This window comes from Pseudomonas sp. LS-2 (assembly GCF_003605735.1).
Classification (GTDB): Bacteria; Pseudomonadota; Gammaproteobacteria; order Pseudomonadales; family Pseudomonadaceae; genus Aquipseudomonas.
This window is the reverse complement of the sequence record NZ_QXTJ01000005.1, coordinates 1-22,000: the sequence shown is the minus strand read 5'-3', so window position 1 is coordinate 22,000 and position 22,000 is coordinate 1. Positions and strand designations below refer to the sequence as shown.

Below are 22,000 nucleotides of genomic sequence, written 5' to 3'. Positions count from 1 at the left end.
GCTCAGACGGATTTGATCGGAACAACGCGGGCGGATAATTCGCTGGCGACCAGCGTCGGTGCGACCAGACTCGGTTGAATCTGAGTCGCCCGGAACTGCATGGATTGGCGCGCCTGACGCGAAGCGCTCAGACGCAGTTCAACGAACTGACGCATTTCCTGCTCGAAGCGCGCCTCGCTGAAGCGCTCGGCGTTGGCGCGGCAGGCCTGCGCGGTGATGCGGTCGCTACAGTCCTCGAAGGTCTGGATGGCCTCCATCAGCGACCCCACGCTCTGCTCCGGATAGAACACCCCGGTGGGTTGCGGGTGGTCCAGCCCGCAGACGGTTTCCAGCACACCGCCCTTGCCGAAGGCGATCACCGGGGTGCCGCAGGCCTGGGCCTCGACCGGGCTGATGCCGAAGTCTTCTTCGGCGGCGAACACGAACGCCTTGGCGTTGCGCATGTGCTCCTGCAACACCGCGAACGGTTGAAAACCGAGCAGGGTGACGTTCGGAGCGTTGGCCGCGATGGCCTTGGCCTTCTCCATCTCCGGTCCGTCGCCGACCATGACCAGACGCTTGTCCGGCATCGCGGCGAAGGCTTCGACGATCATCGGCATGCGCTTGTACGGCACCATGCGCGAGGCGGTGAAGTAGTAGTCCTGTTTCTGTTCCTGAATCGTGAACCCCCGCGTGTCCACCGGCGGATAGATGACCGTCGATTCGCGGCGATAGGACTTGGTGATACGCGCGCCGATGAAGTGCGAGTTGGCAATGAAGTCATCGACGCCGGCCGCCGTGCGTTGGTCCCACATGCGCATGTAGTGCAGGATCATCCGCGCCACTTTGCCCTTGAGGCCGTTGTTCATGTTGGCTTCTTTGAGGTACTGGTGCTGCAGGTCCCACGCGTAGCGGATCGGGGAATGCACATAGCTGACGTGCAGTTGGTCCGGGCCGCACAGCACGCCCTTGGCCACTGCGTGGCTGCTGCTGATGATCAGGTCGTAACCGGACAGGTCCAGTTGCTCGATGGCCATCGGCATCAGTGGCAGATAGCGCTGGTAGCTGGTCCTGGCCTTCGGCAGCCGCTGGATGAAGGTCGTGGTCGCGACCTTGCCGCCCAGTTGCGCGCGGTCCTGGTCGCTGAGGAAGTCGATGACGGAGAAAAGATCCGCCTCGGGCCAGATCTTGATGAGCGATGCCAAAACCCTTTCGGCACCGGCGTACGTCACCAGCCAGTCGTGGACGATTGCAATTTTCATTGGAATTCTCTGCAGTAACGGCTCACAGAAAACCTGCATGACGAGCGAAGCTCGCGAGGCTTTCCCCAGAGCGGTTTTTATTTGCGCAGGCTCGACTTCAGACGCTTACCGGTTGCGTCTTGGCCTTGCGATTATTGAGGCGTTTTCCAAGCTGGATAAAAGGCGACTCGATGTAGCGGAAACACAGGTGAGCGGCAACCAGGGTCAACAGGGTGGCGAACAGCGCGATGATCAGCGCCGAGGCACCGCTGCCAGCCAGTACGAACTCGGCCAGCATCCCCATCGACGGGTGCAGCAGGTACAGCGAGTAGCTCACCGCGCCCAACCACACCAGAGCGGGATGGTCCAGGCGAACGCTGCGGGTCAGCAACACAAAGCTGCTGATGGCCACCGCGTAGGTGAAGCAGTAACGGCCCCAGGTTTCCCCGGTGCCCATGTCCTTGTTGTAGGCCATGATCAGCGTCGGTGGCAGCAGCACCACGAAGGCGATCAACAGCATCTTCAGGTTGCGGGTCAGTTCCAGGCTGTGTTCGGCCAGTAGCCATTGGCGCCAGATCGAACCGAAGAACATCAGCGACAGTGCCAGCGGCAGCGCCACTGGCAACTTGCGATCGGTCAGCTCACGCACCAACGCCATCGCCAGTGCCATCAGCAGAAACGCCAGTGAGCAGCGCGCGCGAAAGGTCTGGTCATACAGCTTGCCGCCAATGAACAGAGCCAGGCACAGCGCGTAAAACACCAGTTCGATGAACAACGTCCAGTAGAGACCGACGACATCGTCGAAACCCAGTGCCGCTTGCACCATCGTCAGGTTGGCGACGATCTGCTTGATCGGTGGCAGCGGTGCGGCGGTCAGGCCGAGCATCACCACGAACACCAGCAGCGAGACCCAGTAGGCCGGATACAGACGCATGAAGCGCGAGATCAGAAAGCGTTGCGCGCCATCGGGGCCGGGCTTGAGGCTGTACGGGATCACCACACCGCTGATCATGAAGAACCAGAGCACGCCAAGCTTGCCAGGGTCGATCAGGTAATCGAAGACCCAGACATGCCCGATGACCGGCAAAAACAGGTGGGTGAACACCACCATCAAGGCCGCGATGCCGCGCAGCGCGTCGAGATAGGCCAAACGTTTCATGGGCGTGCCTCAGAGCTTGCTGGAGGATTCACGACGCATCGCGTCATTGCCGGTACCGGTGCGGCGGTCCCTGGACTGGTTGAGGAGCACATCGATGCGTTGTGAAACGCGACGTGCCGACTCTTCCCAGGAAAACCGCGCCACGTTGTTCAAGCCGCGCCGGCGCAACGACTGACGCAGCGGCAGATCAGTGAGAATCCGCTCCATGGCCGAGGCCATGTGGCTGATGTCCATCGGGTCGAAGTACAAAGCGCTGGCTTGCAGCACCTCGGGAATCGACGCCGCGTTGGCTGCCAACACCGGACAACCGCAGGCTTGTGCTTCCAGCGGCGGAATGCCGAAACCTTCATACAGCGAAGGAAACACGAACGCCGTGGCGCCCTGATATTGCTCGATCAACTGCTCGTCGCTCAGTCGGCCAAGGAAGCGGATGCGTGGGTCACGGCTCGCCAGACGTTGCAGATTGTCGTCGGCGAACACGTCGCTGGCGCCACCGACGATGTGCAATTGCAGGTCATCGTGATTGCGCAGCATCAGGAACGCCTGAATCATCCGGCTGAAGTTCTTGTGCGCGCTGGGGGACGATACCGCCAGCAGATACTCCGGTTGATCCTTGAGCGGAGGCCCCGGTTGAAAGGCGCCGCTCACGGCGTTCGGCACCACGAAGATCTTCTTTTCCGAGTAGTTGTAGAACTGCGAAATCTCGCCCTTGGAAAAGTTGCTGACGGTCAGCAAGGCCTTGATCCGCGACAGCATGATCGGCGTCATGGTCCGGTACAGCAGGCGGAACATGCGGGTGTAGCTTTGCGGGTGACGCACATAGGTGACGTCGTGGTGCGTCGCGATCTGGTTGCCGTAGAACAAAGGCGCCGTACTGCACAGCGATATGAGCAGTGGGCTGCCGTTGCGTTTGAGGTACAGCGGCAAGTCCAGTTGTTCCCACAGATGCCCGCTGTTGCGACCGATGCATTGCACGTCCAGTGCCTTGGCGCTGTCGTGCATCTTGATGCCGTGGGGTGAAACGAATACGACATCATCGCGTTGTTGTTTGAGTGCCAGACAGACCTGTTCTGCGAAGCGCTGGACGCCGCGCAATTCCTGAGTAAGAAAACGTGCATTGATCACAATCATTGTGGTCGACCTGTCGAAAAGGTGAATGGCTGATGCACAGGTCCCGGAGCGCCCTGAGTGAAGGGGCGCTCTGAATACGGACTTGAAGATGAAGTAGAGCGAATCAGGGCAAGGCAAAGAGTGCAGGGCGAGTGCCCAGGCTTATTATTTTCGGGAACTCATCGATCGGCACTTGCGCCGAGCAACGCCCCTCGTTGCAGTTCCACGGGACGCCGCTGTCGACCTGACCGGCCTGCGGTTCACGGGTGTCGATGTATTGCACATTGCCGTGTAACATGCTGCTGGCGTCGACCTTGATCGAACGCGGCAACCCGGCGGTCCAGGCGACCATGATCTGTTCCGACCCACGGGCGAAACGCAGCAGGTATTGGGAGTCGATCTCGCGACTCTTCTCGGCGTCGTAGCGGTACTGATGCAGCGTCGGACTGATGGCCTTCAGTGTCAGATAGGCCTGTTTGATACTCAGGTCCTGATTGAGCAGCCCGAAATTCTGTTCAGGGTCGGTGTTGTCCGGGCCATCATTGAGCAGACCGTTCCACCACATGCCTTTGATATTGGGCATCGTCTGGGCAAGGAAAAAACTGCGCGCCAGAAAGGCCGCCTGGGTCTTTTCATCGCCGCCGCAACGTCCCTCGTTGCTGGGCCAGCCCATCTCGGTCAGGTACAAAGGCACCGCCGTCTTGTTGCGCGTCTTGTCTTTGAGGTCTTCGCTGATCCGGCGAAGCCACGCGATCCAGTTTTCCGGGGTGTTGCGTTCGTCGGAGCGGCAATGCACGTACGGGTGCAGCGACAGGCCATCGACATGGTTGAGAATGCCCGACTCCACCAGCCGGTCGGCAAATCCCAGGTCCATGCCCTGACTGGTCACGGCCCCGGCGAGGATCACCATCGGCCGCTGATTGCTGCGAATGCGTCGGGAGGCTTCTTCCACCAGCACGCTGTAATCCTTGGCGAAGGCTGGATCGACCGGGTTTTCCTTGTCCCATTCGTTCCAGATCTCGTAGAAATCCACGCTGTCCGTCAGTTGCTTTGTGACGAAGCTGATGTAGTCGCCGTATGCCTTGCGCACATCGGGTTTGCGCGGTTTTGCGTAGTTGTCGTAGAACGGGCTGCCGTAACCCAGCACCAGCAGCGGCCGTAAGTGATGCTCCTGAGCCTTGCTCAGATAGGCCTGCCAGGCCGGCTCTATTCTCATCAAGCCTCGTCGGGGTTCGGCGCTGGACCAGTAGGCGTCATCGCGCACCGAATCCACGCCCGCCGCTTCGAGCAATTGCAGCGCCTTGGCCGACGTGGTGCTTTTGTTCATCAGATGGGTATCGACCCCGATGATGAATGAATCGTCGGCAATGCTCGAGCAACTGATGATCAAGCCCAGCAACAGTAACGCAAAGGGTCGTCGTAACCTCGTCAGGCGCGTGATCGGCATGGCTTGTCTCAATGAAGAGGCACGGTCCGGAGCGCATGCTCAGGTAGGTCTCGGGCCGTAGGCGAGTGATATCGGCATTAGACCGGATGCGGCAGTACCGTCGGGTCGCGGTGCACGATGTTGTCCAGCAGCGTCTGGGCAAAGATGCTTTCGTAGCTGTCGAGCATCAGGTCCAGACTCAACAGCGCCGCGACACTGACTCGCGCCTGACTGCTCAAACGGGCCAGCAGGTCGGGTTGTTGATGCAGTCTGAGCATCGCGTGCCCCAGTGAGTCAGGGTCGTTCGGGTTGCAGAGCAAACCGTTGAGCGGGTCCTGGATAATCTCAGGCAATCCGCCCATGCGGCTCGCGATGACGGGTACCGAGTGCGCGCACGCCTCGACTGCGACCATTCCGAATGGTTCGTTCCAGAGCGAGGGCACCACGGCGACATCGATCTGGCTGTAGAACGCTTCCGGTTTCTGATAACCGACGAAACTGATGTTCGGTGATGTGGCCAGTGCCTTGAAGGCAGCTTCGTCACTGGCCTGCCCGCGCCCGGCAATCTGCAGGGTGGCGTCGAACGGCAGGCGCTGAAATTGTTCGATGAGCCAGCGTACGCCTTTCTGTTCGGACAAGGTGCCCATATATCCGAAACGCAGTGGCGCCTTCTTCAACACCGGGTCGAGCTGGCGTTGCTTGCTCGGCGAGTTGTACACCGCCGCGTAAGGACTGGTGTTGTGCACCACGTATCCCTTGGCCGCGTTGAAATAACCGCGCTTCTGCAGCTTGTCGAGGATGAACTGGCTGACCCCGACCACCGCCGATACCTGCGCCGAACGCGCGTCATGTCCCTTGCGAAACGACTGGCAACTGCTGCATTGCTGCTGGCAGCACTGGCCGCGCTTGAACATGCTGGCACTGGGGCACATCAGGTACATGTCATGCAGCACCTGAACGATCGGCAGCTCAGCGGCGGTGATTTCGTCCCATACCGACACCGACCAGCCGGCCAGGTTGTGGCAGACCACCAGTTGCGGTTGATCGTCCTTGATCACCTGTTTCACATAGCTGCGCATCGCGCCGTTGTAGCGATCACGCAGGTGCCAGCCCAGACGGGCCAGGCGTCCCGGACGATCTGCGCCGAAGTGCCAGTAAAAGTTATGCAGACCGGCGCGGTAGACCTTCACGCCGTTGACTGTCTCGGTCGAAAGACCTGCATCGGGACCGGTGACCAGCACGCTGACCTGACAGCCGCGTTGTTGCAGGCCCTCGACCGTGCGCTGAAGAATGATCTCTGCGCCGCCGCCGACATGAGGTGAATACAGGCTGCTGATGAACAGTATTTTCATAGTGGATACGACTGATTCAGACCCAGTACGCCGGACTCACCGTCACGGATGGCTTTTTCGATCAGGCCCAGACGCTCTTCAGCGCCGCGCCGCTTGGCGATCAACCGCAACAAGCGGAAGAACACCCAGCGGTTGAGGCTGTACAGCAATGACGAGTTGGCCCAGATGTTCTTGTCGAACCAGGCCTGGTTGCGCGCCCCGTAGTAGGCGCGCAGATCCGAACCGCCCAACAGGAAGCTTTCGTAGATGTTGTTGGTGCGGGCCTTGATGTTCCAGGAGTTCTCCAGATCATCGAGCACCGCATCGGGCACCAGGAAGATCCGTCCGCCCCCGGCCGTGATGCGCCAGGTGTATTCGCTGTCATCGGCGTAGAGCATCAGCGCATCGAGCGGCAGGCCGATCTTGCGATACAGATTGCGGTGAGCCAGCAAACCGCCGTAGGTCGCGAATGGCAGTTGCACCATCGGCAACTTGGTGTGCGAGGCCTGCGGTGCGCCCCATGGCAGGCGGCGCCAGATCTTGTAAGGCAGCTGCGCGATATGAAAGCCGAAGAAGCTGGAGCGCAGTTGAATAGCAAAGCGCTTGGGCACGCCGGCTGCGATGTCTGCCTGATGCGTCGGGCGGAAGCCCAGTACGGCGGCTTTCTCTTCGCCATCGATGAGCTTGCGCTCTTCGAGTACCTGATGCAGCGTCGCGATCGCGTTGATGGTCGGCGCGTTGTCGTCATCCATCAGCCAGATATGTTCTGCGCCAGCGTCCAGCGCCGCCTGAATACCCACCGAATACCCGCGTGCGGATCCGCTGTTGTGATGCATATAGATGACGCTGACCTGATCCGGCCAGGTCTTGCGCAAGGTTTCCAGCGGCGAGGTGGACGCGTTGCTGACGATGATCACGCGATCGATCAGCGGGCTCTCCAGGGAGCGGCTGACCAGCGTGTGCAGGAAGTTGAAACGGTCACCATAGGTGAGCGTCACCAGCGTCGTTTTTTGGGTCATGGTGAGTTCCGGGCGAAGAGGGTTCAAGAGGCTGACAAGCGTCAGTCCCGAGGGAATCAGAAGAATTTTTGATGCCGCGTGAAGATCCTGTAGCAGTCCGGCCGGACGGCTACAGGAGCGAGGCCGTGGTCCGCTTTGCTTAAACCCGCGCTTCCATCCGCGTCAGGCTGCTGACCGGCAAGGTCACCTTCTGTTCGCGGTGCAGCAGGTTGAGCAGGATCACTGCACGCTCATCGCCATCGGCCGTGAGGAAAATCGCTTCGACGTCGTTGAAGCCTTCGGCTGTGATTCGTACCGCCTCACCGTGCTGAAACGCTGCTTGGGCCGGTGGCGCGAGCAGGCGGGCACGAATCTGTTCGATCAGATCGTCCTTCACCGGAATCGGCATGCCGCCAAAGGTCACGATGCGGGCCACGCCACGGGTGGAGCGAATCGGATACCAGTTGTCGTTGGTCTGGTCCATCCGGATGAACAGGTAGCCAGGAAACAGCTCCTCTTCGGACGGCCCGCGAGAGCCGCGTTTTTTCTCACCATGCTTGACCGGGCGGTAGCATTCGAAGTGCTGACGCTGCAGGTGTTCCTGAGCACGGCCTTCCTGGCGAGGTTTGGTTTGAATCAGGTACCAGCGCGCGGGCCTGCTTGAGGTGCTGTCGGCTTGAGACATAATTCTTCACTCCACTGCAATCCGGTTCGACAGGGTTGAAACAAGCTCAGGGTGTTGCGTCAGTCTGGCCAGCAGTCCGGGGGTGGCGGGCGGGTTCTTGTCCAGCTGATACTGGGTCAGCATGTGTTGAACCTGCTCGACGCAGTTGAACATCAGAACGTCGATGATCGACAGATTGGCGACGAAAGGTTGCCTGAACTGCCGATACTCCACCGGATCCATCCGGAAAAACCTCACCAGCAATCTGTTGCGTGCGAAGTGGTCACGGTCATACACCACCGAACCGCCTTCCGGAGTGACGAAGGTCGTCGCCTCGAAGGTATGGGCAATGCGGATGATCCGCTCCTGCTTGTCCACAGGGTTGCCCAGAATCAGATCGGAACTGCGCATGATGGGCGTGACGATGTGTAGATAAGCACACATTTCGCGAATTGCATGTTCGGCGTAGAGCGCGATGTTCTGCTGCGGAAAGCGGATCAGACGCTCGACCAGTGGCATGACCTGAGCGAAGTAGGGCGCCTCCTGATAGCACTCGGTGATCAGGCGAATCAGCCGTTCGGCTTCGTCGCTGAAGTGATCGCACAATTGTCGCTGATTGATCTGCAGTACAAAGCGGTCCTTCTTCAACGGGAAGGTAATCAGCTTCGCTTCGTCGTTTTGAAGAATGCGATTGCGATTGACCCAGCCTGACCGCACGTACTGCAAGTCGTCTCCCAGGACGAAGACGTCTGCAGCGGCGATGAGCTGAAAGTAGCCCAGATAAGGAAAGAGATAGGGTTGCATCACTGCAATGGTCCTGGCCATCAATACGTCTCCTGTACATCACGTGCATCACGGCCTGTTCATTTGCGAACAGTGGTGTAGTCGTAGCCGTAGGCTGCGCAATCGTAGTCGGCAGTCGACGCCTTGCGCAGTACGCCGTTGAAGATCGCACCCTTGATCAGGATGCCGTTGTGCAGCAGCCGGCGCTTGCACGCTTCGATTTCCTTGGCCGTGCTCAGGCCGAAGCGGGTCACCAGCAGGCAGGTGCCCGACTGACGACCGACCAGCGTGGCGTCGGTGACCGCCAGGATCGGCGGGGTGTCGACGATGACCAGGTCGTACAGCGGCGACAGGTCAGTGATCAGCTTGTTGAAGTTGTCATGCATCAACAGCTCCGAGGGGTTGGGCGCAGCGAAACCACAGGAGATGAAGTCCAGATTGCGCACTTCGGTGTGGTTGATCACTTCATTGCTTTTCAGCCGTGCCGCCAGCGTGTCGGACAGACCGTGCTTGGGCGTCAGGTTGAACAGCTTGTGCAGATAACCCTTGCGCATGTCCGCGTCGATCAGCAGCACGCGCTTGCCGGTCTGGGCAATGATCACCGCCAGGTTGCTGGAGACGAACGACTTGCCCACGCCCGGCGTCGGGCTGGAAATCATCAGCACGTTATTGCGTGCCTCCAGCATCGCGAAGTGCAGGCTGGTACGCAGGCTGCGCAACGATTCGATCGCCAGTTCCGTTGGCGCACTGACACTGAGCAGACGCGGTTCCTTGCTGCCCGAACGGCTTTGACCGGCCTTGTCCAGGCGTTCTTGCTGACGGGAATACGGCAGCGATGCGTAAACCGGCATGCCCAGGTTTTCGATCACATCCGGGTTATCGACACCACGATAGAACGCCTGACGCACGAACACGGTGGCAACCGCCAACAGCAGACCGACCAGGGCTGCGACCAGCACGATGATTTTCTTCATCGGCTTGACCGGCTCTTCGACATTGGCGTCAGCGTTGTCGATCACGCGAACGTTGCCGATGCTGCCTGCACGAAGGATGTCCTGCTCCTGACTCTTGTCCAGCAACAGGGTGTAGGTCTGGGAAGTGACCTGCATGTCACGGGTCAGACGCAGCAGTTCCTGTTGAGTGGCAGGCAGGGTTTCGATCTTCTTGAGCAGTGCCGCTTTCTGCGCTTCAACCTGACTGATCTGGGTCATCAGACCGCGATAGGTCGGGTGCTCCGGCGTGTACAGACGTTCGACGTCGACACGCTTCATCTTCAGGTCCGACAGCGTGCCTTCGAGCTTGACCACCTGATCGAGCACCGACTTGGTTTCCACGCTCAGGTCAACCGACTTGGCGCTGGTCTGGAAATTGTTCAAGGCAATTTCCGACTGTTCCAGCTGCTTGCGCACGGCGGGCAGTTGCGAGCGCAGGAACTCAAGACGCTGAGCGGCTTCGGCCGAGCTGCGCTCGACGTTCTGACGCACATACAGGCGGCTGACTTCGTTGAGGATGCGTTTGGCCAGTGCCGGATCGGCGTCCTGAATCGACAGATAGACGATCCCGGAGTCCTTGCCCGCTTCGATGATCTTCAGGCGATCCTGATAGTCCAGCGCTGCGGTCAGGGTGCGTTGACGCACGACGGTGAACTCGGTGCCAGGACGACCCTTGAGCGCAGCCACCTGAATCTTCACGCCGCTGCCTTCGACGGTCTGACCGACCGGGCCGCTGAGCAGCTTGTTGTGGTCTTCGTCATACAGGCTGAAGCTGTCGGCCTTGTTCACCACCATGGTCAGCTTGTCGCCGAGCAGCGCCTCAGGCACTTCGAGTTGAAAGATGTCGATTTTCTCGCCACCCCAGGCGTAGCTGTCCAGGCCAAACAGCGGCGCGGCCAGTTCGCCTTCGTGTTCCGGCTTGAAGCGGCGAGCCATGTAGCTGCCGATGCCCGGTACGTATTTAGGCTTCTGAATGATGTTGAGCTTCAGATCGTCGACGACCTTGCCCAGTACCGCGCGCGACTTGATCAGCTCGATCTCCGTGGTCGCCTGCGAAACCGAAAGCGGTTTGGCATTGATCTCGGTGCGACCTTCGATGCCGATTTTCTTCGGCTCGATCTGGATCATCGCGTTGGCCTGGAAGATCGGGGTGGCGAGAACGGCGTAGGTCACGCCAATCAGGACGCAGACACCGATGATCGATGCAATCATTCCCTTGTGATCGAAAAGTGTGCGCAAGATAGTCGCCAAATCGATCCGGGAGTCCTGGACGTCGTCCGGGGAAGTACGGTTCATAGCGGTCATTTATCTTGGTTCTCCTGACTGAAGATAAGGAAGCCAGTCGTCGACGCAACGCGAAAGCTGCTCGTAGGTCTGTTCAAAGGCTAATTTCGGGCGCCGGTACGGGTCGGCTATTTCCAGTTCGTCTTGCCATTTGCCAATCAGAAACGTCTTGCCGCGTACTTCCGGGGCCAGCTTGAGCACGCTTTGTGTCTGACGGTGCTCCATCAGCAGGATCAAATCCGCGTCGTAGAGCATCTGCCGATCGACTTGTCGGCTTCGATGCTTGTCGGCGTCGACACCGTTGACTTGCAACACGGCCCGGGCCAGGGGGTCCATGGTGGAACTGAGCATGGCGTGAGTGCCTGCCGACGAGATGGCGATGCGCGCGTTCTGCACGCGTTGTCGGAACATGGCTTCGGCCATGGGGCTGCGACAGATATTGCCGACGCAGACCACCAGAACGTTACTGAACATGACCTTTGCTGAAGGTCGTCATCAGTCTCTTGCTGATGTTGAAGCTGAAATTGCGCGCCACTTGCAGCAGGGTCTGAACCTTGCGCTGCGGCGTGATCGCCGACATCGAATAACCGACCAGTTCCATCAGGAAGTACTCGTAGAGTTCGTCGTTACCGAGGCGGTTGTAGTAATTGGCCAGGGCGCCGGACGTCTGCAGGGCCATGTGCAGCTTGCGTTTGTTCGACCGCATGGAAAACACGCCGCCTGGATGCAGGCGATACATCGCAGGTTTGACCTCACCCATGAACTTGCCCTTGCCGTAGGCACCCAGCAGCGACCACCAGACCAGGTCGTTGAGCGGCGCGGCCTGCAACTCCTTGGGCAGCGAGTCGAACACGTTGCGGAACACGGTAGTCAGCGTTGAAATCGGCCTGGCTTTCTGCAATTCCAGCGCCGTGGCGTCGCCCCGCAGATCGCCTTGAAGCTGGATTTCGTATTGGCCGCTGATATCGAAAGGGATGGCGTCGTGGTAGGTCAGCACGTAATCCGGGTGGCTTTCGAGGAAGTCCACCTGGATCTGCAGTTTGCGCGGATCGGTCCAGTAATCGTCGGCTTCGCAGTAAGCGATATAGCGTCCACGGGCTTCGCCAAACAGGCGCGGCACCGAAGGATTGCCTTGCGAGTACTGATTCGTCTCGGAGTAGAAGGGCCGGATCAACGTCGGGTAACGCTTGACGTATTCGGCAATGATGCGGGCGGTGCCATCCGTGGAGGCATCGTCGTTGACCAGTATCTCGTAGTCGAACGACGTTTCCTGCATCAGAAAGCCTTCCAGTGTCTGAGCGACGTAGGCTTCCTGGTTGTAGGCTGGGCAGACAATGCTGACCAGGGGTGCGGCGGACGGCGAGAGGCTCGTCTTTTTGCTAGTAGCATCCATGGCTTAATACTCGGTTTAGACACTCGGTTTGCTGAACAGGACGGAAATCTTCGTCACCAGTGGCTTGTAGCTCGCTGCTACCACCATCAGCGTGATCAAGCCGCTGACGGCCAGACCCAGAAACGTATTCAAGCGGTTTTCATCGGCGATCATGCGCAGCACCGGCTCGCTGATCGCCAGACCCACGGCGGTCATCACACTGATGCGGATGATGTCGCGCAGCCACAGGCTGTGAATCCCTGGTGCCAGTCGCTGGTGAACGATCATCGGCCAGATGGCGAACGACACCAGGCGCAGCACGAACCAGGCGATGGCGGCACCGAGAGCGCCGTGATAACGAATCGCCAGAAACATCACCGGCACCGTGATCAGCGTCGAAATGATGCTGTACCAGACATGCAGGCGCATTTGCCCATAGGCATATTGCAGATAGAACTGGAACGCGCTGACCGCCATGATCGCGCTGCCCAGCGAGTACCACGGCAGCACCGAGCGGCTCCACTGCGCAGCAGGCTCATCACCGGACCAGGCGTACACCATCTCGTGGGCGTGCAGGGCAATCAGTGCCGCCAGCGGAAAGAGGAACGTGCAGACGAAACGGTTGGCGGCCAGAAACAGGGTGTGCATGTCGTCGCGACGACCCTCGGCCATCAGCACCGTCAGGCGCGGCAGAAGCGTCTGCGCCAGCGGGTTGCTCAACATCATGATGCCCGTGGTGATCAGCGCCACCAGCGAGAAGTAACCATACTCGTTGAGCGGCAGCATCTCGGACAGCAGCACCTTGTCGATCTGGGTCAACACGATCCACAGCACGGCGGTGCCGGACATGCTCGCCGCGAACGGGATGATCGGCTTCACCAGTTGCCAGTCGAAGCCGGTCAACCATGAAGGCGTCGGCATCTGGGTGTAGGCGCGAGCGGCGAAGATCAGGGCTTCGATCACGCCGACCAGTACCTGAAACTTGAAGAACAGCACCGGGTCGCTGGAGATCGTGCTCACCAGAAACAACCCGCCGAAATAGCGCAGGGTGGCGATGGTGACGTTGGCGATGTTCAGCCACGCGTGCTGTTCAAGGCCTTGAATTCCGCTTTTATAGAGCGTCGAAAACAACCGCAGCGCAATGACGATACCCATCAGGCCGATGCATTCGATCAGCGTCTGCGCCGACAACTCCTTGGCGTTGAGCCAGTGCACGGCGATCCAGTCGCTGCCGACGAACATCACCAGACAACACAGGCTGGCCAGCGGCAGGAATATGATCTCGAACGAGCGCAGCAGGCGTCCCGAGTAACGGTCCGCGGGGTCGGCGCCTTGCTGATGCGCCACCGCCCGGACCAGGCTCGGCGACAGCCCCGCGTCCAGCAACTGCAACCAGGCCTGCAATACCGAGAAGAACCCGATCAGCCCGTACGCCTCGGCGCCCATATGGCCGAGGTAGAAAGGCATGATCAGGATTCCGACCAGCAGCGTGTAGGCCTGTCCTGCATAGCTCAACGCAGTGTTGCGTATGACTGAGCGCTTGGTTTGCATGGGATGTCCTTTCTCGCCAAAACGTGAGCGTATGTCCCGAACCGCACTAGATGACCTGTGCCAGATTCGGTGTCTGATACGGCGCACGGCCCAGGCTGCATTCGGCGATCACGGTGTTGATCACGCGGTCCTGGTCTTCCTGCAGCAGCCCTGGATAAATCGGCAGGCACAGCACGCGCTCGCTCAATGAGCGCGAAGCGGTCTGCGCCGCTTGCGGTTGCAGGTATTCGAGGGTGTCCAGCGACGGGTAGAAGTAACGGCGAGGGTTGATGCCGTTGGTATTCAACGCGCTGCGCAGACGCAACAGTTGCTGCTCGTCGTTCAGGGCGATCGGGTAGTAGCTGTTATTGAGCTCGCTGTTGTCTTCCGGCTTTTGCAGGTCGACGTAATCGCCCAGGCGCGTGGTGTAGCGGTGGGCGATTTCTGCACGCTCTTGAAGAATATTCTCGATGTCGTCGAGGATGCACAGGCCCATCGCAGCAGAGAACTCGTTGAGCTTGGCGTTGATGCCAATGCCGTCGATCTTGTCGACGTCGACGATGCCGAAGTTGCACAGCAGATGAACGCGGCGCGCCAGTTCGTCATCGTTGGTGATGATCGCGCCACCTTCAATCGTGTGGAACAGCTTGGTGGCATGAAAGCTCAGGGTGCTGATGTCGCCCCAGTTCAACACCGATTGCCCGGCGTGACGTACCGCGAAGGCATGGGCGCCGTCGTACACGACTTTCAGATTGCGCCGACGAGCGATCTCTTCGATGCGCTCGACCGCGCAAGGGTTGCCGAACACGTGAGTGCCGACGATGGCGGTGGTGTCGGAAACGATGCGGCTCTCGATGTGATCTGGAGAAATGTTCCAGGTGTGCGCATCGATGTCAGCGAAGATCGGGCGGATGCCTTCCCATTGCAGCGAGCTGCTGGTGGCTACGAAGCTGAACGGCGTGGTCACTGCGCTGCCGCTCAGGCCCAGTGCGCGGTAAGCGACCTGAAGGGCGAGGGTGCCGTTGTTGGTGAGTATGACGTGCTTGACGCCCAGGTAATCCTTGAGGCGTTGCTCCAGCTCGCACACCAGAGGGCCGTGGTTGGTCAGCCAGCCACGCGAATAGATGCCTTCGACGTAAGTCTTGAACTTGTCGATATCGCCCAGGTAGGTCTTGGTTACGTTGATCATCGAATTCTCCATTTCTGACGCAATGCTTTTTAAGGCAGAGGGGCTTGCTGAGGCAGGCGTGCGCAAAGTCCGATCCGGTCTAGCTCGGGGTTGAAGCAGGGGGCTGGTTACCAGCTTTATTACTCATCCGTCGTGCCCGGCCCTGGTTGATCCTGAGGATCAGGCGGGTCGCCAGGCTTCCTGTATGAGGGTCACCGAAATGGAAAAGCGCGGTGGCGCGCTTGACCTCGGGGCTGCAAGCCCGGTTGGCGTGCAGGGTTCGATAGCCCCAGAAGAAATAGACATTGCCCGGCTCCAGGCGCAGGACGTAAGGCTTGAGCCAGTCGCGCTGCATACCTTTGATGATCCAGCGGCGGGTGAACGTGTTCTGCAGCAGCGCCTTCTCGATCACGTTGAACAGGACCCAGGCGCGCACCCGCCGCATGTTGGGGAAGAGCATCAGATCCCCGCGTTCCTCACCCTCTGTCGGGATGAACACGGGGATGAGCGCAGTCACCAGGCTGGCGTCGTAGTGAAAACTGTTGGACTCGCGCTTGCCCTGGTTGCCTTGTACGCAGCGCAGTACCGGAAAGATTCGGTCGCTGGCGGCATCCGTCTTCGCGGCATGTCGGTAAAGGCCTCCCAGCAGGGACTTGAAGCGTGGATCGCTCCAGTAGCTGGCCAGCAGGCTCTCGCTCAACATCGCTTCGCCGTGATAGGCGAAATATTCGCCCTGATGCTTTTGCGCCTGCTCGTCAGTCCATGCCCGAAGTTGCTCAAGGTCAGGCGCCGTGACGGCAGCGCTCAGTTTTGCAAAGCCGTTGGTATCGATTTCGTCAGCCAGGCGTTGGACCAGCTGCTCATCCATGTCGAAAGATAAAGGCATTGCATTGCGCCCTCTGAAGAAGTGGAAGGGTCACAGCAGACAGCAATTTGGCTTTCAGGCACGCTACCGCCCGAATCTGCAGATCCTGCCGTTCGTTTCGGTAGTGGCTTGCTGTTTGCCGGCTTGAAGCAGAAACAACCTGTTCAAATCGTTGGGCAAAGCTACCGCCCTACCGAGCACTTTCAGTAATTTCGAAAATTTTCTTTGGGCCAACAAATGCCCACCGGCGTCAGTAACACACCGTTTTGGTCATTAACTTCGTTGGCAGGTACCGCGTGATAAAGCCGCAATGTTTTCAGCGCACAGCTCTGCGGCGGTGCTGCTAAAAGCGGGAAAACATTGGACACGCATATATATCGACGGCGGCGCAGTTTCTGTCAAATTATTTCGCCAACATTCTGTTAAATTTTTGATAAGCGGGTTGATTGTGAATCTAACCTATTGATTTATATAGAAGTCAAAAAAACATCAATGCCCTATCACGGTGCGCTGACGCTTTCCTCGCGGCGAACTGTAAGGCTCGTGGGCCGAACGAAAATCAGCCAAAGACGTTTTGCCAGCGCCAGAAGTCAGGCACAGAAGGGGAAGGGCGAATTGTTGGCGCTCATTAATTGAACCCGGATGCAGTGTTTTTTACTTTGCATTAACTAACTATCCATAGGTTGTAATAAAGACAGGTTAATGCGGTGTCGCTCTTCAGTTATTGACGGGATGACTGTTCAAAGTTGCGGGTGAACAGTGGCAACGCTGCGATAGATAGTGGCCCCGTTTCTTGGGGGAGCTGCAACTGTTTGAACGGTAACGTCTTGGTTTGCCTCGTCGGTGGGTGGGACCGGTCATTCGAGGATAAGGGTGTGTGGTTGCTCCTGCTCCGCCGGTCCTCCATTATCTGACCGGTGCGATGAACGCAGACATTTTCGAGGCAGCAGGAGAGTCAATGAATACGCAGTCGAAAACCAGTGCAGTGGTAGCGCAGCGCCTGGCGCAGGCACGCGCCCTGATGAGTCGCGAAGGTATCGATGCCTGGCTGGTGCCATCGGCCGACCCTCACTTATCTGAATACTTGCCCGGCTACTGGCAGGGCCGCCAATGGTTGTCCGGTTTCCAGGGCTCGGTCGGAACCTTGATCGTCACTCAGGATTTCGCCGGACTGTGGGCCGATAGCCGTTATTGGGAACAGGCCACCAAAGAGCTGGCTGGCAGTGGCATCGAGCTGGTCAAACTGCAACCCGGGCAAACCGGGCCGCTCGAGTGGCTGGCCGAGCAAGCCAAAGCTGATTCTGTTGTCGCAGTGGACGGCGCGGTCCTGGCCGTGGCGTCCTCACGCACCCTGGCCAGCAATCTCTATGAGCGAGGCGCTCGACTGCGCACGGACCTCGATCCGCTGACTGAGCTTTGGCATGATCGCCCGGTACTGCCGACGCAGGCGATCTATGAGCACGTTGCGCCTCAAGCGACCCAACTGCGCGGCGAAAAACTGAGCCGTTTGCGCACTGTGCTGGCCGAGCGAGGGGCCGACTGGCATTTCCTTGCGACCCTTGACGACATTGCCTGGCTGTTCAACCTGCGAGGTGAGGATGTCTCCTACAACCCGGTGTTCATTTCCTTTGCCTTGATCGGCCCTGACAGCGTCAACCTGTTCGTTGCGCCGGAAAAGGTGAATCCTGCGCTGCGCAAAACGCTGGAGAGCGAAGGCATCACCTTGCGCGAATACACCAGCATCGGTGCCGCGCTTCGAGACGTACCCCGCGATGCGCGCTTGCTGGTCGACCCGGCCCGGGTCACTTGTGGACTGCTCGATTACCTGGACAGCGAAGTGACACTGGTAGAGGGGCTAAACCCGACCACCTTGTTCAAATCGCAGAAAAGCGAAGCGGATGCCCAGCATATTCGTCTGGCCATGGAGCAAGACGGCGCAGCGTTGTGCGAGTTCTTCGCATGGCTTGATTCGGCGTTGGGGCATGAAACTGTCAGCGAACTGACCATTGACGAACAACTCAGTGCCGCCCGCGCCCGACGCCCTGGATACATCTCACAGAGCTTCGCCACCATAGCCGGCTTCAACGGCAACGGCGCAATGCCGCACTATCGTGCGACTGAGGAAGAGCACGCGCAAATCGAAGGCGACGGTCTGCTGCTGATCGATTCTGGTGGTCAGTATCTGGGTGGTACGACCGACATCACCCGTATGGTGCCGATCGGAACACCGACTGTTGAACAGAAGCGCGACTGCACCCGCGTGCTCAAGGGTGTGATCGCGCTGTCCCGCGCTCACTTCCCACGCGGCATCCTGTCGCCACTGCTGGACTCCATTGCCCGTGCGCCGATCTGGGCCGAGGGTGTCAACTACGGTCACGGCACTGGACACGGCGTCGGCTATTTCCTCAATGTGCACGAAGGCCCTCAGGTCATCGCGTACCAGGCGCCGGCCACACCGCAGACCGCCATGCAGCCGGGGATGATCACCTCCATCGAACCGGGTACATACCGTCCGGGCCAATGGGGTGTGCGGATCGAAAACCTGGTCATCAATCAGGAAGCCGGCAAGACCGAGTTTGGCGAGTTCCTCAAATTCGAAACCCTGACCCTGTGCCCGATCGACACCCGTTGCCTGGAAATCGGCTTGCTGACTCAGGAAGAGCGAGAGTGGTTGAACGACTATCATGCGGAGGTCAAAAAGCGCCTGAGTCCGCTGCTTGAAGGCTCCGCCCTGGCATGGCTGGACACTCGCACTGCCGCGGTCTGATTCAATTTCAATCTGACGACACCACCGATTTTGCAGACGGTGGTGTCGTCGCTTCCTCTCGAAGGTGTCAGACGGTAAGGGCTTCTCTCACGAAGTCGAGGCGGTCCTGACCAAAATACAGCGCGCTTCCTACAAACATGCTCGGCGCTCCGAAGATGCCTCGGGCAACGGCTGCTTCTGTCTCGGATTTCAGTCGATCTTTCACGCTCGGATCGTTTACCCAGGCAAACACCTGAGCTGGATCGAAGCCTGCTTCCTTCAACGTCTCGTTCAACACCTCCGGATCATTGAGGTTGCGCCCTTGCACCCACATCGCTCTGAACGTCATGTCGACGAACTCGATGAAGCGATCAGATCGTTGCGATTGGGCGCCCGTGATTGCGCGCATCAGATGAAGGGTATTGATGGGGAAGTGCGGATTGACAAGCAGCGGCACGCCATAGCGTTTCGCGCATCGGTCCAGATCGTTGATCGAGTAGCGTGCCTTGGCGGGGACTTCATTAGGGGATGCGTTTCCAGTCGCTTTGAACACGCCGCCGAGCAGAATGGGGCGGTAGATCAGCTCGGCTCCGGATTCTGCGCAGATGCTTGGCAGTTGCGTGTAGGCGAGGTAGCTGGCAGGGCTGCCCACATCGAAATAGAACTCTACGATTTTGCTCATCGCCACCTTCCTTCTTCTATATAGAGGTGCGGGCCTGCGTTTCGGTCTGTTGATCGCACGGATTGGTTCTACTACCAGCGTTCGTTCCACGGCCGCAGATCCAGTTCGAAGGTCCAGGCATCGCGAGNGCCGTCTTCGGATTTGAGCGCATAGCGCTCCGGAAACTGGGTGCGAATGAAATCAGTGTCGATCGCGCCATCGACTACAACATGGGCGACATGGATGTTCATGGGGCCAAGCTCGCGCGCCATGCTTTGCGCCAATGCCCTGATTCCGTGTTTGGCGCCGGCGAAGGCAGCAAAGTTGGCTGCACCGCGCAGACCCGCAGTCGCGCCGGTGAACAGGATCGTGCCGCGCTTGCGTTTGGCCATGCGGATGGCCACCTCTCGGCCGTTCAAAAAGCCGGAGAAACAGGCCATTTCCCAAATCTTGAAATACTTGCGTGCGGTTTCTTCGAGAATGCTGCAGGGCACATTGGCCCCGATATTGAAGACGAAGGCTTCGATAGGGCCGATGTCGTTTTCGATTTTCTCGACCAGGGCGACGACGTCTTCTTCGTTGCGGGCGTCGGATGCAAAACCGTGGGCTTGGCCGCCTTGCTCGCGGATCGCATCCACAAGCGGTTGCAATTTGTCGGCGCTGCGACGGGTAACGCACGCGATGTAGCCTTCTTTGGCAAAGCGTCTGGCGATTGCTCCGCCCGTTGCATCTCCGGCACCGATTACCAGAACCACCTTATTGTTGGTCGAGTCGACGGTCATAGCGTTTCCCTTATCAAGCGCTCATTGGCTTGATGGACGTTATGCCAGGCAGTCGAATACGTCCACGGGGTGAATCGGCTAATGGCAGTGGCGTTCCAGCCCTTTGCCGGAGTGGCGTGATTCCTCACCGAATGCCGATGAAGTGGAGTTGACAGGAATCAAGGTGTCTTGGACTGGGGCTGCCAGTGGGTCATGATCTGCTGTTTTCAGCAGACCGATGGACCAAGGCAGGAAGCGCTACGGCCGGCCGGGTTTCTTGCAGATAATGATCATGCTGCGACTGGTGTACCCGGCAGGATTCAGGCCCAGAGGGAAATCACCGGCGTCGTCGGTGTCTTCTCCTGATTTGGCGATGACACGGTATTGTCTGGATTCGCAGGAATCGGTCGCCATTTCATAGCACTTTTCCCACGAGGACGAGAGGCCGGAGCAATTGATGTGCAGACCTCTTTTATTCTTCACTGGCTTGGACGTGGCCGCGCACCCTGCGACGGCCAGTGCTGCCAGTATTATTAAAATGTACTTCATTCATTTCCTTACCTGACCGGGATCGACCGCTCAGTCTCTAGCTGGAATTCGCTCGCTTGCCTTAAGCCAACCGCCATGCCCGTCCCGATCAATCACCATTGCGCAAGACGGCTCGGACGTAAACATGGCGCAATGGCGTTACAAATGCTAGTGACATCGTGTAACGGATGGAAAAATCGCGATCAATCGGCAGGCACGAGAGCGGCGGGTTCCGGTCGCGTGGTAAGCGTTGCTCCGGCAGAGGCGATGATGATCGCGCCGATTGCCAGCCATTGGGTCAGGGACAGGTTTTCGTGAAGAAACATTAGGCCCGACAGCGCACCCACAGCCGGCTCCATGCTCATCAATGTCCCGAACGTGCGTACGGGCATGCGCGTCAGTGCAATCATCTCCAGGGTGTAGGGCAATGCGGTGGATAGAATGGCCACACCCAGCGCAACGGGTATCAACGCGGGGTCGAGTAGAGCACTGCCCGCGTGCGTGGCGCCGATTGGCGCGATGAAGACTGCGGCGATGACAACGCCGAGCGCCGCCGTCTGTACACCATGATCGGCACCGGCTTTCTGTCCGAACAGGATGTACGCCGCCCAGCAGACCCCCGCACCCAGCGCATACAACGCGCCTGTGAGGTCGAGGCTGTCGGCTTGTCCCATGGGAATCAACAACGCCAGGCCGGTTACCGCCAGCGCGATCCAGACGAAGTCGGTGATCTTGCGCGAGTGCAGCAGCGCAACTGCCAGGGGACCGGTAAATTCAAGTGCGACCCCAATCCCCAACGGGATCGTGCGAATAGCCATATAGAAGAGGAAGTTCATCCCACCCAGCGCAATGCCATATATAAGCACCGTGCGCAGGGAGGCGGCCGTGAAGGTGGTACGCCATGGACGCAGAATGATCAGCATGAGGATGCTGGCGAAAATCAGACGCAGTGTGGTGGTGCCTTGTGCGCCGACGGCAGGGAAAAGTGATTTGGCCAGTGAAGCGCCGGTCTGCACCGAGGCCATCGCTATTAGCAGCATGCCCACAGGCAAGGCGACCGACGCCACGCTGCTTTGTTTTACGTTCATTGCTGTATTGGAATCCGCAGTTGAAGAAGGAGAGGGTGCCATGATGCTGAAGAAAGGCGTCATGAGCAATATATTGCCCAATCTTCTTGTTGTTAGGTAATTTCCACTAAAACGAAATTAAGTGTTGACGCTCCTCTGAATCTCTCTATAATTCGCCCCACTTCCGGCGCAGACGAAACGGAAAACTCCTTGATAATCAAAGAGTTGGACGAAGTAAGTAGCGAGGAAGTGCTTCGGTTCAGATGCTTGAATCGACAGCGGTGAAAAAGGTGGTTGACAGCAGATTGTAACGCTGTAGAATTCGCCTCCCGCTG

The 22,000-nt window shown here is 58.8% G+C and carries 19 protein-coding genes and 1 pseudogene; 1 reads left to right on the top strand and 19 read right to left on the bottom strand.

The genetic code is table 11. The annotated features are described in order from the left end of the window. Positions 1-2: 2 nt before the first annotated feature. The 14 genes from D3M70_RS04295 to D3M70_RS04230 form a co-directional block, all read right to left on the bottom strand. Positions 3-1,241 carry a glycosyltransferase family 4 protein gene (locus tag D3M70_RS04295; RefSeq protein WP_120124628.1) on the bottom strand — a complete coding sequence of 413 codons (1,239 nt, stop codon included), beginning with the start codon at positions 1,239-1,241 and terminating at the stop codon, positions 3-5. 97 nt (positions 1,242-1,338) lie between these two features. Then, a complete protein-coding gene (locus tag D3M70_RS04290; protein ID WP_120124627.1) occupies positions 1,339-2,379 on the bottom strand; it encodes an acyltransferase in 1,041 nt (346 codons plus the stop codon). A gap of 9 nt (positions 2,380-2,388) precedes the next feature. Further along, positions 2,389-3,510: a glycosyltransferase family 1 protein gene (locus D3M70_RS04285; RefSeq protein ID WP_120124625.1), complete on the bottom strand. Its 1,122-nt coding sequence runs from the start codon at positions 3,508-3,510 to the stop codon at positions 2,389-2,391. Between the two features lie 103 nt (positions 3,511-3,613). Next, entirely contained in the window at positions 3,614-4,936 is a 1,323-nt protein-coding gene (locus D3M70_RS04280) for a hypothetical protein (RefSeq protein WP_120124623.1), read from the bottom strand. 77 nt (positions 4,937-5,013) lie between these two features. Then, positions 5,014-6,267, bottom strand: coding sequence for a glycosyltransferase family 4 protein (locus D3M70_RS04275; protein ID WP_120124622.1), 1,254 nt, complete (start codon positions 6,265-6,267; stop codon positions 5,014-5,016). Continuing rightward, a complete protein-coding gene (locus tag D3M70_RS04270; RefSeq protein ID WP_120124620.1) occupies positions 6,264-7,265 on the bottom strand; it encodes a glycosyltransferase in 1,002 nt (333 codons plus the stop codon). The genes D3M70_RS04275 and D3M70_RS04270 overlap by 4 nt, the downstream gene beginning before the upstream one ends. Positions 7,266-7,404: 139 nt before the next feature. Beyond that, complete coding sequence (gene rfaH, locus D3M70_RS04265; protein WP_120124619.1) at positions 7,405-7,929, bottom strand: transcription/translation regulatory transformer protein RfaH; 525 nt, start codon at positions 7,927-7,929, stop codon at positions 7,405-7,407. A gap of 6 nt (positions 7,930-7,935) precedes the next feature. After that, entirely contained in the window at positions 7,936-8,733 is a 798-nt protein-coding gene (locus tag D3M70_RS04260) for a WbqC family protein (protein WP_120124617.1), read from the bottom strand. A 38-nt stretch (positions 8,734-8,771) separates the two neighbouring features. Further along, on the bottom strand, positions 8,772-10,988 hold the full coding sequence (locus tag D3M70_RS04255) for a polysaccharide biosynthesis tyrosine autokinase (protein WP_120124615.1): 2,217 nt from the start codon (positions 10,986-10,988) through the stop codon (positions 8,772-8,774). Continuing rightward, entirely contained in the window at positions 10,989-11,441 is a 453-nt protein-coding gene (locus tag D3M70_RS04250; protein ID WP_120124614.1) for a low molecular weight protein-tyrosine-phosphatase, read from the bottom strand. It lies immediately after the preceding gene. After that, a complete protein-coding gene (locus tag D3M70_RS04245) occupies positions 11,431-12,360 on the bottom strand; it encodes a glycosyltransferase family A protein (protein WP_120124612.1) in 930 nt (309 codons plus the stop codon). Before D3M70_RS04245 ends, D3M70_RS04250 begins: the two co-directional genes overlap by 11 nt. A gap of 15 nt (positions 12,361-12,375) precedes the next feature. Then, positions 12,376-13,890, bottom strand: coding sequence for a lipopolysaccharide biosynthesis protein (locus tag D3M70_RS04240; RefSeq protein WP_120124610.1), 1,515 nt, complete (start codon positions 13,888-13,890; stop codon positions 12,376-12,378). 46 nt (positions 13,891-13,936) lie between these two features. Then, entirely contained in the window at positions 13,937-15,058 is a 1,122-nt protein-coding gene (locus D3M70_RS04235) for a DegT/DnrJ/EryC1/StrS aminotransferase family protein (protein ID WP_120124609.1), read from the bottom strand. Between the two features lie 79 nt (positions 15,059-15,137). Then, entirely contained in the window at positions 15,138-15,923 is a 786-nt protein-coding gene (locus D3M70_RS04230; protein WP_177418365.1) for a hypothetical protein, read from the bottom strand. Between the two features lie 937 nt (positions 15,924-16,860). Between D3M70_RS04230 and D3M70_RS04225 the strand changes: the two genes are divergently transcribed. Continuing rightward, positions 16,861-18,669: an aminopeptidase P family protein gene (locus tag D3M70_RS04225; protein ID WP_120124606.1), complete on the top strand. Its 1,809-nt coding sequence runs from the start codon at positions 16,861-16,863 to the stop codon at positions 18,667-18,669. Positions 18,670-18,736: 67 nt separating this feature from the next. Here the strand turns inward: D3M70_RS04225 and D3M70_RS04220 are convergent, their stop codons facing one another. The 5 genes and pseudogenes from D3M70_RS04220 to D3M70_RS32245 form a co-directional block, all read right to left on the bottom strand. Then, positions 18,737-19,330, bottom strand: coding sequence for a 2-hydroxychromene-2-carboxylate isomerase (locus D3M70_RS04220; RefSeq protein WP_120124604.1), 594 nt, complete (start codon positions 19,328-19,330; stop codon positions 18,737-18,739). Between the two features lie 128 nt (positions 19,331-19,458). Beyond that, positions 19,459-20,091, bottom strand: a 633-nt coding sequence (locus D3M70_RS04215; protein WP_256659701.1) for an SDR family NAD(P)-dependent oxidoreductase, incomplete at its 3' end; no start/stop codon positions are given. 237 nt (positions 20,092-20,328) lie between these two features. Next, positions 20,329-20,619 (bottom strand): hypothetical protein, encoded by a 291-nt coding sequence (locus D3M70_RS04210; RefSeq protein WP_120124601.1) that lies wholly within the window; start codon positions 20,617-20,619, stop codon positions 20,329-20,331. A 182-nt stretch (positions 20,620-20,801) separates the two neighbouring features. Then, complete coding sequence (gene rhtA, locus D3M70_RS04205; RefSeq protein ID WP_120124600.1) at positions 20,802-21,686, bottom strand: threonine/homoserine exporter RhtA; 885 nt, start codon at positions 21,684-21,686, stop codon at positions 20,802-20,804. Between the two features lie 117 nt (positions 21,687-21,803). Further along, positions 21,804-22,000: pseudogene (locus tag D3M70_RS32245) on the bottom strand (hypothetical protein); the annotation flags it as partial.

What these genes read in the sequence shown, in the direction of transcription:
- D3M70_RS04295 (WP_120124628.1), bottom strand. Translation starts at nt 1,241, where the DNA reads ATGAAAATTGCAATCGTCCACGACTGGCTGGTGACGTACGCCGGTGCC.
- D3M70_RS04290 (WP_120124627.1), bottom strand. Translation starts at nt 2,379, where the DNA reads ATGAAACGTTTGGCCTATCTCGACGCGCTGCGCGGCATCGCGGCCTTG.
- D3M70_RS04285 (WP_120124625.1), bottom strand. Translation starts at nt 3,510, where the DNA reads ATGATTGTGATCAATGCACGTTTTCTTACTCAGGAATTGCGCGGCGTC.
- D3M70_RS04280 (WP_120124623.1), bottom strand. Translation starts at nt 4,936, where the DNA reads ATGCCGATCACGCGCCTGACGAGGTTACGACGACCCTTTGCGTTACTG.
- D3M70_RS04275 (WP_120124622.1), bottom strand. Translation starts at nt 6,267, where the DNA reads ATGAAAATACTGTTCATCAGCAGCCTGTATTCACCTCATGTCGGCGGC.
- D3M70_RS04270 (WP_120124620.1), bottom strand. Translation starts at nt 7,265, where the DNA reads ATGACCCAAAAAACGACGCTGGTGACGCTCACCTATGGTGACCGTTTC.
- rfaH (WP_120124619.1), bottom strand. Translation starts at nt 7,929, where the DNA reads ATGTCTCAAGCCGACAGCACCTCAAGCAGGCCCGCGCGCTGGTACCTG.
- D3M70_RS04260 (WP_120124617.1), bottom strand. Translation starts at nt 8,733, where the DNA reads ATGGCCAGGACCATTGCAGTGATGCAACCCTATCTCTTTCCTTATCTG.
- D3M70_RS04255 (WP_120124615.1), bottom strand. Translation starts at nt 10,988, where the DNA reads ATGACCGCTATGAACCGTACTTCCCCGGACGACGTCCAGGACTCCCGG.
- D3M70_RS04250 (WP_120124614.1), bottom strand. Translation starts at nt 11,441, where the DNA reads ATGTTCAGTAACGTTCTGGTGGTCTGCGTCGGCAATATCTGTCGCAGC.
- D3M70_RS04245 (WP_120124612.1), bottom strand. Translation starts at nt 12,360, where the DNA reads ATGGATGCTACTAGCAAAAAGACGAGCCTCTCGCCGTCCGCCGCACCC.
- D3M70_RS04240 (WP_120124610.1), bottom strand. Translation starts at nt 13,890, where the DNA reads ATGCAAACCAAGCGCTCAGTCATACGCAACACTGCGTTGAGCTATGCA.
- D3M70_RS04235 (WP_120124609.1), bottom strand. Translation starts at nt 15,058, where the DNA reads ATGATCAACGTAACCAAGACCTACCTGGGCGATATCGACAAGTTCAAG.
- D3M70_RS04230 (WP_177418365.1), bottom strand. Translation starts at nt 15,923, where the DNA reads ATGCCTTTATCTTTCGACATGGATGAGCAGCTGGTCCAACGCCTGGCT.
- D3M70_RS04225 (WP_120124606.1), top strand. Translation starts at nt 16,861, where the DNA reads ATGAATACGCAGTCGAAAACCAGTGCAGTGGTAGCGCAGCGCCTGGCG.
- D3M70_RS04220 (WP_120124604.1), bottom strand. Translation starts at nt 19,330, where the DNA reads ATGAGCAAAATCGTAGAGTTCTATTTCGATGTGGGCAGCCCTGCCAGC.
- D3M70_RS04210 (WP_120124601.1), bottom strand. Translation starts at nt 20,619, where the DNA reads ATGAAGTACATTTTAATAATACTGGCAGCACTGGCCGTCGCAGGGTGC.
- rhtA (WP_120124600.1), bottom strand. Translation starts at nt 21,686, where the DNA reads ATGAACGTAAAACAAAGCAGCGTGGCGTCGGTCGCCTTGCCTGTGGGC.